General features: G+C 69.7%; 14 protein-coding genes. 8 read left to right on the forward strand and 6 right to left on the reverse strand.

Annotated features, from left to right (window positions below; all coding sequences use genetic code 11):
- Positions 1–13: 13 nt before the first annotated feature.
- From secF to DMH01_RS36940, 4 genes are all read left to right on the forward strand, one after another.
- Complete coding sequence (gene secF, locus DMH01_RS36925) at positions 14–1,156, forward strand: protein translocase subunit SecF (RefSeq protein WP_233621834.1); 1,143 nt, start codon at positions 14–16, stop codon at positions 1,154–1,156.
- Positions 1,157–1,263: 107 nt separating this feature from the next.
- Entirely contained in the window at positions 1,264–1,782 is a 519-nt protein-coding gene (locus tag DMH01_RS36930) for an adenine phosphoribosyltransferase (RefSeq protein ID WP_125683148.1), read from the forward strand.
- A 78-nt stretch (positions 1,783–1,860) separates the two neighbouring features.
- A complete protein-coding gene (locus tag DMH01_RS36935; RefSeq protein WP_125683150.1) occupies positions 1,861–4,191 on the forward strand; it encodes a bifunctional (p)ppGpp synthetase/guanosine-3',5'-bis(diphosphate) 3'-pyrophosphohydrolase in 2,331 nt (776 codons plus the stop codon).
- A 30-nt stretch (positions 4,192–4,221) separates the two neighbouring features.
- Positions 4,222–5,001 carry an enoyl-CoA hydratase/isomerase family protein gene (locus DMH01_RS36940; protein ID WP_125683152.1) on the forward strand — a complete coding sequence of 260 codons (780 nt, stop codon included), beginning with the start codon at positions 4,222–4,224 and terminating at the stop codon, positions 4,999–5,001.
- A gap of 1 nt (position 5,002) precedes the next feature.
- Here the strand turns inward: DMH01_RS36940 and DMH01_RS36945 are convergent, their stop codons facing one another.
- Positions 5,003–5,788 carry an aminotransferase class IV family protein gene (locus DMH01_RS36945; RefSeq protein ID WP_125683154.1) on the reverse strand — a complete coding sequence of 262 codons (786 nt, stop codon included), beginning with the start codon at positions 5,786–5,788 and terminating at the stop codon, positions 5,003–5,005.
- 1 nt (position 5,789) lies between these two features.
- A complete protein-coding gene (locus tag DMH01_RS36950) occupies positions 5,790–6,647 on the reverse strand; it encodes a peptidylprolyl isomerase (RefSeq protein ID WP_125683156.1) in 858 nt (285 codons plus the stop codon).
- Positions 6,648–6,803: 156 nt separating this feature from the next.
- On the opposite strand from DMH01_RS36950, the gene DMH01_RS36955 reads away from it, so the two are divergent.
- Both DMH01_RS36955 and DMH01_RS36960 read left to right on the forward strand, forming a co-directional pair.
- Positions 6,804–7,412 (forward strand): MBL fold metallo-hydrolase, encoded by a 609-nt coding sequence (locus tag DMH01_RS36955; RefSeq protein ID WP_125683158.1) that lies wholly within the window; start codon positions 6,804–6,806, stop codon positions 7,410–7,412.
- Complete coding sequence (locus tag DMH01_RS36960) at positions 7,412–8,068, forward strand: hypothetical protein (RefSeq protein ID WP_125683160.1); 657 nt, start codon at positions 7,412–7,414, stop codon at positions 8,066–8,068. Before DMH01_RS36955 ends, DMH01_RS36960 begins: the two co-directional genes overlap by 1 nt.
- Positions 8,069–8,077: 9 nt before the next feature.
- Here DMH01_RS36960 and DMH01_RS36965 read toward each other — a convergent pair whose 3' ends face one another.
- The 3 genes from DMH01_RS36965 to DMH01_RS36975 all read right to left on the reverse strand — a co-directional run bounded on the left by DMH01_RS36965 (position 8,078) and on the right by DMH01_RS36975 (position 10,862).
- Positions 8,078–8,350 (reverse strand): hypothetical protein, encoded by a 273-nt coding sequence (locus DMH01_RS36965; RefSeq protein ID WP_370323595.1) that lies wholly within the window; start codon positions 8,348–8,350, stop codon positions 8,078–8,080.
- A gap of 83 nt (positions 8,351–8,433) precedes the next feature.
- Positions 8,434–9,843: a YibE/F family protein gene (locus DMH01_RS36970; protein ID WP_125683162.1), complete on the reverse strand. Its 1,410-nt coding sequence runs from the start codon at positions 9,841–9,843 to the stop codon at positions 8,434–8,436.
- A gap of 41 nt (positions 9,844–9,884) precedes the next feature.
- Positions 9,885–10,862, reverse strand: a complete 978-nt coding sequence (locus DMH01_RS36975; protein ID WP_125683164.1) for a GlxA family transcriptional regulator — start codon at positions 10,860–10,862, stop codon at positions 9,885–9,887.
- A gap of 98 nt (positions 10,863–10,960) precedes the next feature.
- On the opposite strand from DMH01_RS36975, the gene DMH01_RS36980 reads away from it, so the two are divergent.
- Both DMH01_RS36980 and DMH01_RS36985 read left to right on the forward strand, forming a co-directional pair.
- A complete protein-coding gene (locus DMH01_RS36980; protein ID WP_125683166.1) occupies positions 10,961–11,671 on the forward strand; it encodes a DJ-1/PfpI family protein in 711 nt (236 codons plus the stop codon).
- 86 nt (positions 11,672–11,757) lie between these two features.
- Positions 11,758–14,724: a BTAD domain-containing putative transcriptional regulator gene (locus DMH01_RS36985; protein ID WP_125683168.1), complete on the forward strand. Its 2,967-nt coding sequence runs from the start codon at positions 11,758–11,760 to the stop codon at positions 14,722–14,724.
- A gap of 174 nt (positions 14,725–14,898) precedes the next feature.
- On the opposite strand, the gene DMH01_RS36990 is transcribed toward DMH01_RS36985, so the two are convergent.
- A complete protein-coding gene (locus DMH01_RS36990) occupies positions 14,899–16,017 on the reverse strand; it encodes an erythromycin esterase family protein (RefSeq protein ID WP_125683170.1) in 1,119 nt (372 codons plus the stop codon).
- Positions 16,018–16,263 lie beyond the last annotated feature (246 nt).

Consider the following 16,263-nt stretch of genomic DNA (forward strand, 5'->3'; position numbering starts at 1 on the left):
CATCTTCCACCGGATGTATGTGGGCAGCGGCGTATTCAACGTCGTCGGCGTCCGCAAGCGCTGGTACCTCTTCTTCGGCGCGCTGGTGCTGGTGTGCATCGCGTCGATGGGCGTCAAGGGCTTCAACTTCGGCATCGACTTCGAAGGCGGCACGCAGATCCAGCTGCCCGCCAACGGCAAGAGCGGGCAGATCACCGAAGAGCGGGCCAAGGAGGTCTTCGCCGCCGCGCTGGGCAAGCCCGCCGACGAGGCGCAGAAGGTCGGCAGCGGCGTCTCGTCGACCATCCAGCTCCGCTCGGACACCCTGGACGCGGCCGAGGTCGCCAAGGTCAAGCAGGCGCTGTTCCAGGAACTGGGCCCGATCGGGACGTCCGGCCAGCCCAGCGTCCAGGCGATCAGTGACAGCGCGGTGAGCGCGTCCTGGGGCGGGGAGATCTCCCGGCAGGCGCTGATCGCGCTCGGGGTCTTCCTGCTGGCGGTCACGCTGTTCCTGGCGTTGTATTTCGACCCCCGGATGGCGGCCGCGGCACTGGTCACCCTGCTGAACGACATCGTGGTGACGGCGGGTGTGTACTCGCTGATCGGTTTCGAGGTCACGCCGGCGACGGTGATCGGTCTGCTGACGATCCTCGGGTTCTCGCTGTACGACACGGTGGTGGTGTTCGACAAGGTCCGTGAGAACACGCGTGGCCTGCTCGGACTGACCCGCCGGACCTACGGGGAAGCGGCGAACCTGGCGTTGAACCAGACGCTGATGCGTTCGTTCAACACGTCCTTGATCGCGGCGCTGCCGATCCTCGGCCTGCTGGTGATCGGGTACCTCCTGCTCGGCTCCGGCACCCTGCAGGAACTCGCGCTGGTGCAGCTCACCGGCACCGTGGTCGGTGTGCTGTCGTCGGTCGCGCTGGCGACCCCGCTGCTGGTCGACTTCAAGATGCGTGACCCGAAGTACCGGCAGCAGGCCGATCGGGTCGCTTCGCGGCGTGCGAACCAGGCCCGCAAGGCCGCCGAGCGCGACGACGACTTCGACCCGAACGACGAGGACGCCTTGGCCGCCGAACTCCGCAAGGAGAAGGCGTACGCCGCCGCGGCGAGCGTTCCCGCCCGGAACCAGAAGGCCCACAAGGGCCGTCCGTCGGGCAAGCGGAAGAAGTAATCCCGGCCGTCAAACGCCAGGAAAGGTCCTTTCATTGCGAAATTTGCAATGAAAGGACCTTTCCTGGCGTTCAGGGACCGGAAGCACGACTGGAGAGCAGGAAGTACATGGAGCTGGACAAGGCACTCGACCTCATCGCCGACGTGCCGGACTTCCCGGAACCCGGCGTGCTGTTCCGGGATCTGAGCCCGTTGTTCGCCGACGCGGCGGGGTTCAAGGCCGTCGCCGACGCGCTGGCCGCCACTGTCGATCCCGGCGTGGACCTGCTGGCGGGTGTGGAAGCACGCGGATTCCTGCTGGCCGCCGCGGTCGGCTATGCCCGTGGCCTCGGTGTCGCGCTGATCCGCAAGCCCGGCAAGCTGCCCCGGGTCGCGGGCAGGGTCGGGTACACGCTGGAGTACGGCACCGCGACCGTCGAACTCCCCGAAGGCGTCGTCCAGCCAGGCCAGCGTGTCGCGGTCCTCGACGACGTGCTCGCGACGGGTGGGACGGTCGCGGCGACCTGCAAGCTCCTGGAAGACGCGAAGGCGCAGGTCACCGGCGTTTCGGTGGTCATGGAACTCGGCGCGCTCGGTGGTCGTTCCGTGCTTGAAGGGCGCCGTGTGGAGGCCCTCCGGGTGTGTTGAACGGGCGTACCAAGTGAGCCGCGAGGGGGAGCGGTTACCCTTGATGTCCGAAGGCCGCACGAAGCGCAGGAGGTGCGGGTGAGCCAAGAGCTCGATGCCGCGGTGTCCTCGAAGGACGGCACCGAGCAGAACGGTGCGGCGCGACAGGGGGCAGCGCCGACGCCGTCCGCGACACGCCGTGTGCGTGCCCGCCTCGCCCGCCGGATCACCGCGCAGCGCGCCGCGCCGGTCAAGCAGGTTCTCGAACCGCTCGCCGTCATCCACCGCGAGCTGCATCCCAACGCGGACCTCGCGCAGCTCCAGCGCGCCTACGACGTCGCCGAAGAGCTCCACCGGGAGCAGCGGCGCAAGTCCGGCGACCCGTACATCACGCATCCGCTCGCGGTCGCGACCATCCTCGCCGAACTCGGCATGGACACCACGACGCTGGTGGCGGCTCTGCTGCACGACACCGTCGAAGACACCGGCTACTCGCTCGAGAGCCTGAAGGCCGACTTCGGCGAGAAGGTCGGCGAGCTCGTCGACGGGGTCACCAAACTGGACAAGGTCAAGCTCGGCACGGCCGCCGAGGCCGAGACCATCCGCAAGATGGTCATCGCGATGGCGCGCGACCCGCGCGTGCTGGTCATCAAGCTGGCCGACCGGTTGCACAACATGCGCACGATGCGCTTCCTGCCGCCGGAGAAGCAGGCCAGGAAGGCCCGCGAGACCTTGGAGGTCCTCGCCCCGCTGGCGCACCGGCTCGGCATGGCGACGGTCAAATGGGAGCTGGAGGACCTGGCGTTCGCCATCCTGCAGCCGAAGAAGTACGACGAGATCGTCCGCCTGGTCGCCGATCGCGCGCCTTCGCGCGACACGTACCTGCGGTCGGTGATCACCGAGCTGACTGGCAATCTCGAAAGCTCTCGGATCACCGCGAAGGTCGAAGGCAGGCCGAAGCACTACTACTCGATCCACCAGAAGATGATCGTCCGCGGCCGCGACCTCGACGACATCCACGACCTGGTGGGCGTGCGGATCCTGGTCGAGGACGTCCGTGACTGCTACGCCGCGATGGGCGTCGTCCACGCACTGTGGCAGCCGGTGCCCGGCCGGTTCAAGGACTACATCGCGCAGCCTCGTTTCGGTGTGTACCAGTCGTTGCACACCACGGTGATCGGGCCGGACGGCAAACCGCTGGAAGTCCAGATCCGTACCTACGAGATGCACCGCACCGCCGAATACGGCATCGCCGCGCACTGGCGGTACAAGGAGACCAAGGGCACCCACAACGGGAACGCCGTGGACGTCGACGAGATGGCGTGGATGCGCCAGCTCCTCGACTGGCAGCGTGAAGCGGCGGACCCGGGGGACTTCCTCGAGTCACTGCGCTACGAACTCGCTTCGCGCGAGATCTTCGTGTTCACGCCCAAGGGTGACGTGATCACGCTGCCGGTCGATTCGACACCGGTCGACTTCGCCTACGCCGTGCACACCGAGGTCGGGCATCGCTGCATCGGGGCCCGCGTCAACGGCAGGCTCGTCGCGCTCGAGCGCAAGCTGGAGAACGGCGAGGTCATCGAGATCTTCACCTCGAAGGCCGAGACGGCGGGGCCGAGCCGCGACTGGCTGCAGTTCGCCGGCTCGCCCAAGGCCCGCGCGAAGATCCGGCAGTGGTTCGCCAAGGAACGCCGCGACGAGGCGATCGAAGGCGGCAAGGAGGCCATCACCAAAGAGGTCCGCAAGGTCGGCCTCCCGATCCAGCGGCTGGTCTCCGCCGAGTCGATGGGCGCGGTCGCCACCGAACTGCGGCATCCCGACATCAGTTCGCTGTACGCGGCCGTCGGTGAGGGCCACACCAGCGCGAAGCACGTCGTGCAGCGGCTGGTCGCGCTCATCGGCGGGGTCGACGAGGCGGAGGAGGAGCTCGCCGAGCGCGCGACACCGTCCACGGTCACCCGCCGGCGTGGCTCGAACGACGTCGGCGTCGTGGTGAAGGGCGCCAGCGACGTCTGGGCCAAGCTCGCCCGCTGCTGCACGCCGGTGCCCGGCGACGAGATCCTCGGTTTCGTCACGCGAGGCGGCGGTGTCAGCGTGCACCGGACCGACTGCACCAACGCCGACGACCTGCGGGCCCAGCCCGAACGGCTGGTCGAGGTCGAATGGGCGCCGTCGGCGTCCTCGGTGTTCCTCGTCGCGATCCAGGTCGAAGCGCTGGACCGGCATCGCCTGCTCTCGGACGTCACGAAGGTGCTCGCGGACGAGAAGGTCAACATCCTGTCCGCGTCGGTCACGACGTCACGCGACAGGGTCGCGGTCAGCCGGTTCTCGTTCGAGATGGGCGACCCGAAGCATCTCGGACACGTGCTGAAGGTGGTCCGTGGAGTCGAGGGCGTTTACGACGTGTATCGGGTCACTTCGGCTTCGTGACCTCCGGTGGGTCCCGGCTAAAGTCCGTGCATGACTGACGGGTTCGAGTTCACTCGCGACGGCGAGGTCGCGCGGCTGACGTTCACCAGGCCGGAGAAGATGAACGCGATCACCTACGGGATGTGGTCGGCGATCCCGGACGTGGTGGCGCGGGTGGAGGCAGATCCGGCGGTCAAGGTCCTCGTGCTGACCGGCGCGGGGGCGCATTTCTCGGCGGGCGCGGACATCAGCGAGTTCCAGGAGCTGCGGTCCACCGCCGACGCGGCCGAGACCTACGACAAGGCCGTCGACGGGGCGGTGGCGGCGCTGACGGCGTCGCGGAAGCCGACCGTCGCCATGATCCAGGGCAACTGCATCGGCGGCGGGTGCCAGCTCTCGGTCGCCTGCGACTTCCGCTTCGCCGCGGAGGGCGCGCGCTTCGGCATCACGCCGTCGAAGCTCGGGATCGTCTATCACTTCGACTCGACCCGGCAGCTGGTCTCACTCGTCGGCCCCGCGCACGCGAAGTACTTCCTGCTCTCGGGTGAACTCGTCGACGCGCGGCGGGCGCGGGAGATCGGGTTGCTGAACGACGTCTTCCCGGCCGATGAGCTGGAGGCCGCGACCGGGAAGTTCGTCGAGACGCTGGCTTCGCGGTCGCAGGCGTCGGTGCGCGGGATGAACCGGATCATCGAGAAGATCGTGGCGGGACAACAGGAATCCGACGCCGAGGTCGACGAGATCCGGCTCGGGGCCCTGCACGGCGAGGACTACGCCGAGGGGGTGGCCGCGTTCCTGTCGCGGCGGCCGCCGAAGTTCACCTACCGCTGAGCTAGATCTCGTCCCAGGGATTGCTTTCGTACGCCTCGGTGAGAATCGGGCTCGTCTCGGCAGCGAACGGCAGCACGACGTCGTCCACCGACGCCACCGGCAGGCCCACCGACTCCGAATTGGTCAGGAACATGGCGTCGAATCCGGGAAGGTCGGCGGGGTGGACGTCACGGATCTCCTGGGGGATCCCGTTTCGCTCGAGGCCGCGTCGCACCAGTTGCTGACTGATGCCATCGAGCACGGGCGCTTGCGGCCAGACCACCGTGCCGCCGTCGAGGAAACCGACGTTCCAGATCGACGCCTCACTGACACGGCCCTGGTAGTCGACGAACAGCGCGTCGTCGTATCCCGCCAGCTTCGCCTCACGCGTGTGGTGGAGCAGGCCGAACGTGCCGACGTGCTTGACCTCCGGGAGCACCCGCTCGTAGCGCACGGTCCGCAGGCGCAGCGGTGTCATTTCGTGCTCTCGGGGCGGCCCGACCCGGACGAGGACATCCGGTGCCGCGGGCGCGCCGGGGTCGGACCAGTCCATCGCCCGGGAGAAGATCAGCACCCGCACGGACAGCGCGTCCTCACCCCGGATGGCCCGCCGTACGTATCCGCGCACCGCCTCGGTGTCGAGGTCGTGGGCGAACATGCGCCGCGTGCTCGTCGCGAGGCGGCGAAGGTGGATGTCCAGACCACGGACCTTGCCGTCGCGGACCTGCATCGCGGTGAAGTGGCCATAGCCGAACGCGCCCGCCAGGTCTTCCGACCGGGCGGGCGCGCCGTTGACTTCCAGCTTCACGTCAGGCGTTGACCGTGACGCCGGTGAACTTGACCTCGGTGTTGGGCGGGCCGGTGCCGTCGCCGCTGCCGGCCTGAGCGTTCACGCCCGCCTTGGCGACCTTGTCGAGCACCTTCAGGCCCTCGTCGGAGATGCTGCCGAAGACCGAGTAGTCCGGGGACAGCTCGGCCTCGCCGTAGACCATGAAGAACTGGCTGCCACCGGAGTTCGGCTGCTGCGTCTTCGCCATCGCGAGGATGCCGCGGCCGTACTTGATCTCCTTGAACGCCTCGTCCGGCATGGTGTAGCCCGGGCCGCCCATGCCGCTGGCCTCGGGGTCACCGCACTGCAGCATCTGCAGGCCGACGGTGCCGAGCCGGTGGCACTTGGTGTCGTTGAAGTAGCCCTGCTGCGAGAGGCTGATGAAGCTCTGCACGGCGCAAGGGGCGAGCGCACGGTCGAGCGTCAGCGGGATGTCGCCCGCGGTGCTCTTCAGCACGACGTTCACCGTGCCGGTCGAGGAGACGTCCTTGCCTTCCGGCTTGTTCACCTTCTTCGAGGCCGGTTTGCCGGTCTCGTCCTTGTAGTCGCAGGCCACCGGGTTCGCCAGCGGCGTCGGCCGCTTCGGCATCGGAGTGCGCTCCGTGGGGATGGTGACCTCGGGGGTCGGAGGAGCCGAGCTCGGAGAAGCGTCGGAGGCGGCATCGTCACCACTGTTGCTGCTGACGATCCACCACACCGCGCCCGCCACGATGGCGACGACGCCGACGACCGCTACCGAGCCGACGATCCTGCGCCGCTTGGCCTGTTCGGCCCGTCGCACGATCTGTCGCTCGAGCTTGCGCTTCGCGGCTTCGCGGCGCTGCTGGTTGGTCGGCACCCGCCCTCCCGGTTTCCACTCGATGTCACACGTCTGAGGTAGCGGGAGTCTATTGGCACAGCCTGTGAGACCCCCGTACAGGGGCCGCTAGGCTTACTTGATCGTGATCAGGGCCATCCTGTCACCTGTTCGGCGGAAGAACTGAGGAGGCGTTTCGTGCTGGTTGTCGGTTTTCCGGCAGGCCCCCTCGAAGCCAACTGCTATCTGCTCGCCCCGGAGGGCGGCGGGGAGTGCGTGATCGTCGATCCCGGGGAGGACGTCGTCGAACCGCTCCAGGCCGCGCTCTCCACGCACGGCCTGACGCCGGTCGCGATGCTCGCCACCCACGGCCACCCCGATCACGTCGCTTCGGCGGACGAGATCGGCGCGCGCCACGGAATACCTCTCTATCTGCACGAGGCGGACCGGCCACTCCTCGGCCCGGACGCCGGAGAACGGAAGGACGGGATCGTGCCACTCGCCGATGGCCCGCTCGGGCTGGCCGGGCTGGAGATCACGGTGTCCGGTACACCGGGACACACCGCCGGTTCGGTGGTCTTCGGGCTGACCTCCGCCGAGGGCGGCCGGATCGTGCTCACCGGGGACAGCCTGTTCGCCGGTTCGATCGGTAGGTCCGCCGGGGACGGTGCCGAACTCGTGCGGTCCCTCGGTGCCAAGGTGATGACGATGCCCGATGACACCGTCGTCCTCCCGGGCCACGGCCCGGCCACCACGATCGGGCAGGAGCGGGCGGGGAACCCGTTCCTGGCCGGGACGGGCGTGTGATGACCGAGCCGACCGGGACCCCGGAGACCCCTGAGCGTCTCCCGCTGTTCCACGAAGACCCCAAGCTGCGCCGCAGGCGTGGCTGCTCCAGTGTCGCCGGCGTCGTGATCTTCGCGGCCGCGTTCGGCGGGATCGCCGGGCTGATCGGCGGGGAGATCGCCGGGCTCGTGGTCGCCGGCGTGATCGCGGTACCGCTGCTCTACGTCATGTTCTACAACCTGCGCCGCCGCGTCTGGCTCGAAGGCGACACGCTGATCGTGCGGACCTGGGGTGTGCGGCGGATCGAGCTGACCGCGGCCGAGCGCATCGACCTGGTGATCAGCGACGTCCGTGGCACCCGGACGGTCAGCCTGCTGGTCAACGCGGGCAAGCGCCGCAAGGTCGCGAAGGTCGATCTGGCCGTCTACTCCGGTGCGGGCGGCCGCGAACTGGGCATCCTGCAGCTGCGCAAGCTGGCGAACGCGCTGCTGAACAACACCGACGCGAACGGCCTGGTGTTCTCGGAACTGCTGGTGGCCCAGCTGAAATCGGAGGCGCGCGGGGACGCGGCGGCGGAGCGACCGCTCTACCGGCTGGCCTCGGCGGCGCCCGCCGGGAAGTACATCCAGCGGTTCACGATGGAAGCGGTCAGCCGGTTCGTGGCGACGCTGGACTGAGCCGCAACGTCATGGCGCTTGCCCGGAGCGGGTGCCTGCGGTCTCCAGTTTCTCCAGCCGCGCCTTGATCTCCTCCAGCTGGTAGACGATCTCCGGCAGCTCGCCCGCGGCGAAGGTCGCCAGCCGCTCCGAGTGCTTGAGCGTCGACCGCACGTCGTCGAGCGCGGCGGCGATCTTGGGTACCGCCTCGACGGCTTCCCAGGTCGAGACGAGCACGCGCCGCGCGACGGCGGTCAGCTGTCCGGGGACGGCGAACACGTCGAACATGGCCCCTCCGATCACGCGGCGAACCTCGGGTGCGGCCTCTTCGTACCCGACTCCGGCCCGTGATCGCGCGGTGGGCTCGCGCTTTGGGGCGCTTGTGGCTACAGGGACTCTTGGGGCTCCCGCGAGGCGATCAGCGCGGCCAGCACGGTGGTGACCGGGACCGCCGCGACGATGCCGACGCTTCCGGCCAGCGTCCGGACGATCTCCTGCGCGATTTCCTCCGCGCCGAGGATCGAGCCGAGCCCGACCCCGGAAAGCGAGGTGTACAGCAGCACCGGCAGCGCCGCCCCCGCGTACGCCATCACGAGCGTGTTGACCGCCGAGCCGACGTGATCGCGGCCGATCCGCAGGCCCGCGCCGTACAGCTCACGCCAGCCGAGCGACGGGTTCGCCCGCCGGAGCTCCCACACCGCGCTCGTCTGCGTCACCGTGACGTCGTCCAGCACCCCGAGCGCGCCGATCACGACGCCCGCCAGCAGCAGACCGCGTGCGTCGATACCGTGCCCGAGCGACCCGATCAGCTGAGAAGTGCTGTCGTCGAGGCCGGTCAGTGACGCCGCCGCCGAGAAGATCGCGGACAGGACGCCGATCAGGACCAGGCTCACCAAGGTGCCCAGCACCGCGACCGAAGTTCTCGCGGACAACCCGTGCGTCAGGTACAGCGCGACGAACATGATCGCCCCCGCGCCCGCGATCGCCACCAGCAGCGGGCTTTCCCCGGCGAGGATCGACGGCAGCACGAAGAACGCCAGCACCAGGAAGCTCAGCCCCAGCGCGGCGAGCGCGGCGAGGCCCCGCCAGCGGCCCAGCACGATCACCGCGAGCGCGAACAACCCGGCGAGCAGCAGCAACGGCGTACCGCGCTGGAAATCGACGATCTGGAACGACGCGGGGTTCGCGACGTCGCCGCCGTTGTAGGACAGCACCACTTCGTCGCCCGCGGCGAAACGCGGCGTGCTCGGCTCGATGGGCAGCGTCAGCTTCAGCGGCTTCCCGGCCCCAGGGCCGTCGGTCATCGTCAGCTCGCTGGTGAGACACGGCTTCGCGTCCGGCGGCGGCTCGCCGACCTGCACCTGACCTTCGGCGAGACATGGGCCGGTGATCGTGCCCGTGACCGTCGCGCTCACCGGGGTTCCCTGTGGGAAGACGCTTTTCGCCGGATCCGCGCCCCACGGGTAGAGCATGATCATCCCGACGACGGTGGCGACGGCGAGCGGGATCAGCAGCCACATCAGCAGAAGCCGGACCCGGCGCGACGCGGGTGCGGCCGGTCCGTGGCCGTGCGAGTGCCCGTGACCGACCGGTGGTTCGGGCTTCGGTTCCGGGGCGCGACGTCTTCCCGATTCGGCCTGCCGCGGCCGCTGGGCCGGGGGACGGGGCCGCCGCGCCTCCTCGGGAGGCGGAGTCCGGCGCGGCGAACGGGACGTTCCGGGCGAACGATCGGACGGGGTGTCCGTTACCCGGCGAATCGGGCCGGTGTCGTCGTCGGAGAGGTCGCGGCGGTTCACCCGCATATCCTCCACAGTCCGCGCCGCGCGCCGCACACGGCCTAGCCGAACGCCTGCCGGAGGTGGACACGGCGATAGGCCGAAGGCGGGGTGTCGAAGTGATCGAGGAAGGCCTGGCGCAGTGTCTCGGTCGAGCCGAAACCACACCGTCTCGCGATCGAGGTCAGCGGAAGTTCGGTGCCGCACAACAGTTTCGCGGCGTTCTCGGTCCTCGCCGCCCGCACGTACCTGCTGGGCGTGGTGCTCAGATGCGCGTCGAACAACCTGGTCAGCTGCCGCGTGCTGATCCCGGCCCGTTCGGCGAGGACGGCGGCGCCGAGATCGCCGGCCAGGTGTTCCGCCACGTACGCGGTGATGTCGCGGACCAGCCGGTTTTCCGGCGGCGGGCCGGAAAGGAACATGCTCACCTGCGCCTGGTTGCCCGGCCGCTGCAGGTAGGTCACCAGCATGCGGGCGACCTCCCTGGCCACACTCGGGCCGAGGTCGGCCTCGACGAACGCGAGGGTGAGGTCGATCCCGCTGGTGACCCCCGCCGCCGTGTAGACGTTGCCGTCGCGCACGTACAGCGGCACCGGGTCCACGGTCACCTGCGGGTAGCTCGTCGCGAGCCGGTTCGCGAACCGCCAGTGCGTGGTGGCGCGCCGCCCGTTGAGCAGCCCGCACGCGGCGAGCACCGTCGCGCCGGTGCACACCGAAGCGACGCGACGGCTCTGCTGGGCGAGCCTGCGGACGTGAGTGACCATCCTCGGGTCGGCGGCGGCCGTCTCGTGCCCGGTGCCGCCCGCGACGATCAGGGTGTCCAGTTCGCCGGTCACCTGGTCGAGCCGGTGCTGTGCCTGCAGTGTCAGCCCGGACTCGCACCGGATCCCGCGCCCGTCGACGCTCGCGAGCATGATCTCGTACCCCGGCTTGCCGCCGAGTTTGGTCGCGGCGTCCAGGACGTCCGACGGACCGGCGATGTCGAGCAACTCGGCATTGCTGTAGCCGACGATCAACACTCGTCTGGGTGAACCCGGCATGATCGAACGCTACCAGTAGTGCCCGGCCGTCGGACGTTGTTCGCAGGAATCCGGACATCCGGGCTCCAGCGGTCGCGTGCCTGCGACACCGTTGTCCCATGACAGACGACAAGAAGACGATCGCGTTCGTGGTGTATCCGGGGATGACCCCGCTGGACATGGTCGGGCCGCTGACCGTGCTGGACGGGATGGCGAGCACGGTGCAGGAGTACCGGACGGTCGTGGTCGGCGAGACGAAGGACCCGGTCACCACCGACAACCCGCTCAAGCTCGTGGCGACCCACACCTACGACGAAGTCCCGTCGCCGTACGCGCTGCTCGTGCCCGGAGGCGCCGCGCCGACGCTGAAGGCGCTCGCCGACGAGAAACTGGTCGGATACCTACGGGCCGCCGGGGCGAACGCGGAACTCGTGACCTCCGTGTGCACGGGATCGCTGCTGCTGGGGCAGGCCGGCCTGCTGAAGGGCCGCAAAGCCGCGACGCACTGGATGTTCCGTGAACTGCTGGGCGCGTTCGGCGCGGAGCCCGTCGCCGAACGCTGGGTCGAGGACGGGAACGTGATCACCGCCGCCGGGGTGTCGGCGGGGATCGACCTCGCGCTGCACCTGGTCGAGCGGCTCGTCGGCGCCGAGATCGCCCGGACGATCCAGTTCGTCATCGAATACGACCCCGAGCCGCCGCAGGGCCCGCTCGACTGGTCGAAGCGGCCGTACGGGGATCTCACGCCCCTGCTGGAGCACACGCTGAACGAGGCACTCGCCGACGAACCCGCGTTGCGGGACAAGCTGCTCGCGCACACCGGGAAGTAGCAGGCGGCCATCCGGGTGAGAAGTCGCTGTCACGGGGACGGCACCGGGTTACATTCTGGGTCATCCGTCCAGGTGATAGGTGGTTCGTGGAGTTCAAGGTGCTCGGCCCGCTCGCGGCCTCGGTCCCGCTGCCGTCGGCGGCTCAGCCCCGTCGGGTGCTCGCGGTGCTCCTGGCCCGGCCGAACGAGTTCGTCCACCGGGACACCCTCGTGGACGAACTCTGGCCGCAGGGACCGCCGTCGAGTGCCGCCGCGGTCGTGCAGATGGCGGTTTCCAAGCTGCGCAAGGCGTTGTCGCCCGGCGTACCGGTCGACGACGTCCGGCAGCGGCTGCGGTCGGGCCGGAGCGGCTACCGGCTGACCGTGGCGGACGGGGAACTGGACGTCGCCGGTTTCTCCGAGCTGACCGCCGCGGCCGCGAAGGCGACCGGTGCCGAGCGCCGGGCGTTGCTCGAACAGGCGCTGGGGTTGTGGCGTGGCCGGGCGTTCGCCGACGTTCCGGTCGGCCCGCTGGTGGAAGCGCATCGGCTGTGGCTCGAGGACCAGCGGAGTTCGGTACTGGGCAAGCTCGTGGAGCTGGAACTGGCGGCCGGTGACCACAAGGCGGTCGCCGACCGGCTGGGACCCGAACTGGCCGCCCGGCCGGGTGACGAGCGCCTGGCCGGGTGGCTGGCCGAGGCGCTGCACGGGATCGGGCGGCGGGACGCGGCACTGGCCGTCCTCGACCGGTGCCGTCAGGCGTTGTGGGAGCAGGCCGGTGTCTCGCCGGGGGAGGACCTGCTCGCGGTCCATCGCCGGATCGCGGGCACCGGCTGGTCCGCGGGCGGCGCGCCGTGCCGTCTGCCGTCGGCGACGCCGGATTTCACCGGCAGGGCCAGGGAACTGGCGGACGTGGGACGCGCGCTGCGCGGTCCGGCGCCGGTCGTGCTCCACGGAGCGGCGGGGTCGGGGAAGAGCGCGCTGGCCGTCCAGGCCGCGTGGCGGGTGCGCAAGCGGTTCCCGGATGGGCAGCTCGTCGCCGATCTGCGGGACACCGGCGACGTCCTCACCGGGTTCCTCCGTGCGCTCGGCCTCGCGGAAGCGGAGATCCCTGCCGACCGGGCCGGGCGTATCTCGTTGTGGCAGAGCCACACCGCGGACCGGCGGCTGCTGGTGATCCTCGAGAACGGCCGGTCCGAGGCCGAGGTGCGGCCCTTGCTGCCGAGCGGTCCCGGCTGCGCGGCGATCGTCACGACACGGCGGCGGCTGGCCGGGCTTGTCGGCGCCAGACCCGTCGAAGTCGGTGCGCTGTCCGACGAGGAGTCCCGGGACCTGCTCGGCGCGATCGCCGGAGAGACCCGGCTTTCCGCCGAGCCCGACGCCGTCCGCCGGGTGCTGGCCTGCTGCGACGGTCTCGCGCTGGCGGTGCGGGCGGCGGGAATGAAGCTGCTGCAGCGGCCGAGGCTGAGCGTCGCCGAGTTCGCGGCGCGCCTGGAGAACGAGCGCCTGCGTCTCGACGAACTCGCCGCCGGGGATCTCGGCGTCCGGCCGGTACTCGCCGATGCCCTCGCCGAGCTGTCGCCACGACAGCGGAAATCCCTGCGGTTGCTCGGTTTTCCCGGCGTCACCGAGTTCGCCGGCTGGTTCGCGACGGCCATGCTCGGCCGTTCGACCGGTGAAGCGACCGAATTGCTCGACGAACTGGTCGACGACCACGTGCTCCACGTCGAGCCGGACCGAACCGGCCTCGTCCGGTACCGGCTACCGGGCCTGATCCGGCTCGCGCTCCGGGAACCACCGGATCCCGGAGCCCTTCGACGCGCGCTGACGGTCATGGCCGCGTTGGCCGAACACGCTTCCGCCGCCCTTGGCGCCGAGTACCCGCCGTCTCGGCGAGTGGACGTCCCGGCGGCTGTTTCGGACCGCGTCGCGGCGGACCCGATCGGCTGGCGTGACGCGGAAGCCGCGAACCTCGCGCTCGCCGTCCGAACCGCGAAGAGCCACGGCTGGACCGAACTGGCCATGCGGCTGGCCGACGCCTACAGCGATCTCGTCGGCCCGAGGAAGGGCGGATCTCCGGCGTGGCTCGGGTTCGGCATCGTGCGCGATCGTGTCGATCTCCCCGCGGAGGCGGGGAAACTGCTCAAGCTCGGGCATGCCCACGCCGACGCGGGTGATCTGGCGCGGGCGCGGACCTGTTTCTCGTTGGCGGAGGGCAGGTTCCGCTCCGTGGGGGACCATCCGGGCACCGGGGCCGCGCTCATCGCGCTCGCCGACGTCGACGCGGACTCCGGGCGGACCGGCCCGGCGGTCCACGCGCTGAGAGAGGCACTGGACCTGTTGCGGGACTGCGGTGACCTCGCCGGGCAGGCGATGGCGTCGGCCCAGTTCGGCTCGCTGTGGGACGACCTCGGCGATTTCCGCCGGGCGAAGGAGTGTTTCGACGCGAGCCTGCTGCTCGCGCTCCATTGCGAGGACGGGCGGCAGCACGACAGGTCCGCCAAACGGTATGCCGACGTCCTGCGCCGCAACGGCCGCATGGACGAGGCAGGCGAGCTGCTGACGAGCGCGCTGATCGGCACGCGCGGCTCGCGGGAACGCCACTGGGAGGCGCACGTCCTCCGGAGTCTCGGCGATCTCCACGCGAAGACCGGTGACGCGGGGGAGAGCGAACGATGCCTCTCGCGGTCGCTGGAGCTGTTCGAATACGTCGGACACCGGCATGCCGCCGCCTACACGCACCGGAGCTTCGGCGAATCGCTACGCCTGGCGGGTGAACACGGCCGCGCCGCCGAGCACCTGAGCCTGGCGATGAGCACCTTCCGTGAACTCGGAGACCGCCGGGGCGGCGGATACGCGCTACTCAGCTTCGGGCGTCTGCGAGCCGACGAAGGCGTCGCGACCGAAGCCGCCGAAGGGCTCCGGACCGCGGCGGGGCTGTTCCGCGAACTGGGCTTCCCGGTGTGGGAATTGCGCGCGCTCAAGGACCTTTCCGCCGTGGACCAGAGCGGACGCCAGCGGGACCGGGCTCGTGAAGCCTTGACGAAGATCCGCTTCGGAGCGACTCCGGCCTAGCCCGGTGGACGACCGCCGGCCCCGGCGTTTGGCGAAGTTATGGCACCGGCGTGTTGACTCCTGCTCAAGTGAGCGGACTTCGCGCCGCCCCGGATCGCGGCACTGGGGGTGGCGGCGCGTACTCGTGGCCGGGTGACGCCTTCCGAGGGCAGGAGGCGTCACCCGGTTCGATGCCTAGGCCCGGACGTGCAGAATCGCGTCCGCGTCGGTCAGGATCCCTTGGTCGAGCGGGAAGTAACCCTGCCGCGGCGTGGGGTCGGTCCGGACGCTCGCGGGCGGCACCTCGGATGTGGTGAGCAGGCCCCAGTCCGTGGTGACGTGCTTCTGAAGGAACCCTTCGTAGGTATCGGGCTCCGGCTCCTCAAGCGCTATGGCCTCGCTTCGGCCGAGGCTGGTCGCGACGAAGACGTAGCGGTCGCCGAGCAGCGGAGCCACCAATGCACCGGCAGGGAACCAGGTGGTCTCCGTCCCCGCCACCCGCATCGTGCTCGCTTGGCGGCGCAGGTGGAGATTGTGGGCGAAGACCAGCGTCCTGCCCCGGCAGGCTTCGGCGGCGCGGATGTCCAGCAGATTCCGCGCCATGATGGCGTCCCTGGTCGCGACAAGGGGCGTGTAGCGCTCGTGCGGCTCCAGCGGTTCGGCGCATTGCCGGTGGTAGCGCAGCAGATCGATGCCCGCCATGAGATGGATCTCCGCGCGCGACCAATCCTCCGTGGCCGGTTCCGGCTTCCGGGAGCGAAGCGTGGCGAGCAGGTCGGCCGCGATCGCGCGCAACCGATAAGCGTCGGCCGTGGCGCCGGGCGACGAAGCCGCGTCCATGACGGCTTCCGTGCGGCCCCAGCGTTCGTCGTCGCCCGCGGGGCCTGCGATGTCCACGTCGACCCCCAGGAAATCGCGGGCGTATTCGAGGTAGGGCCGTGGGCTGGGCGCGGAGGTGTTCTCGGTCTGGGTGTCGAAGCCGTGGAACGAAAGGCGCTCCTCGGGAGGCCGGTTTTCGTTGAACTCGCGCATCCAGGCGATCAGTCGCCTGTTCGCCTCCACGGTGCCGAAGACGTGGGAGAAGCCTTCGCTCATCGCGAGGTCGAGGGTCCCGGTGCCGTCCCGGACGAAGTCGTTCGCGACGAGCGCGGCCACGCGATCCGTTTCGAGGGCGATCGAGCGGAAACCGCGGTCGACCAGCTGGGCGAACAGTTCGTTGCGGACGTCCGCGAAGACCGGGGTCGCGTGCGTCGGCTCGCCCAGGGCGAGCAGGTCGCAGGAGGGGGTCACGAAGTCTCGGATGTCTTGACTCATGGGGTTCAAGCGTATCGTTGATGCCTCGATTGAAACTTTTCTTGGGAGTTCCTGTACTGACCTCGCAGAAGTTTCAAACGTGGCGTCAGGTGCCGGTCCGTGAAGGCCGCCCTTTCCTCGGCTCAGCCGAGGAAACTGGCCTTCGCTCCTTCATGTACTGGGCCAAGGGCCGTGAGGGTTTTGGGTCGTTAGAGCCAAAGGCTGTCTCAGGCACCTACTGAATGTGGCGGCGTTGGTCGCAGGTCC

This window comes from Amycolatopsis sp. WAC 04182, assembly GCF_003947465.1.
Classification (GTDB): Bacteria; Actinomycetota; Actinomycetes; order Mycobacteriales; family Pseudonocardiaceae; genus Amycolatopsis.

Bases quoted from the DNA above. Each gene is read 5' to 3' on its own strand.
- secF (WP_233621834.1), top strand. From the start codon at position 14: ATGTATGTGGGCAGCGGCGTATTCAACGTCGTCGGCGTCCGCAAGCGC.
- DMH01_RS36930 (WP_125683148.1), top strand. From the start codon at position 1,264: ATGGAGCTGGACAAGGCACTCGACCTCATCGCCGACGTGCCGGACTTC.
- DMH01_RS36940 (WP_125683152.1), top strand. From the start codon at position 4,222: ATGACTGACGGGTTCGAGTTCACTCGCGACGGCGAGGTCGCGCGGCTG.
- DMH01_RS36960 (WP_125683160.1), top strand. From the start codon at position 7,412: ATGACCGAGCCGACCGGGACCCCGGAGACCCCTGAGCGTCTCCCGCTG.
- DMH01_RS36975 (WP_125683164.1), bottom strand. From the start codon at position 10,862: ATGCCGGGTTCACCCAGACGAGTGTTGATCGTCGGCTACAGCAATGCC.
- DMH01_RS36980 (WP_125683166.1), top strand. From the start codon at position 10,961: ATGACAGACGACAAGAAGACGATCGCGTTCGTGGTGTATCCGGGGATG.
- DMH01_RS36990 (WP_125683170.1), bottom strand. From the start codon at position 16,017: ATGAGTCAAGACATCCGAGACTTCGTGACCCCCTCCTGCGACCTGCTC.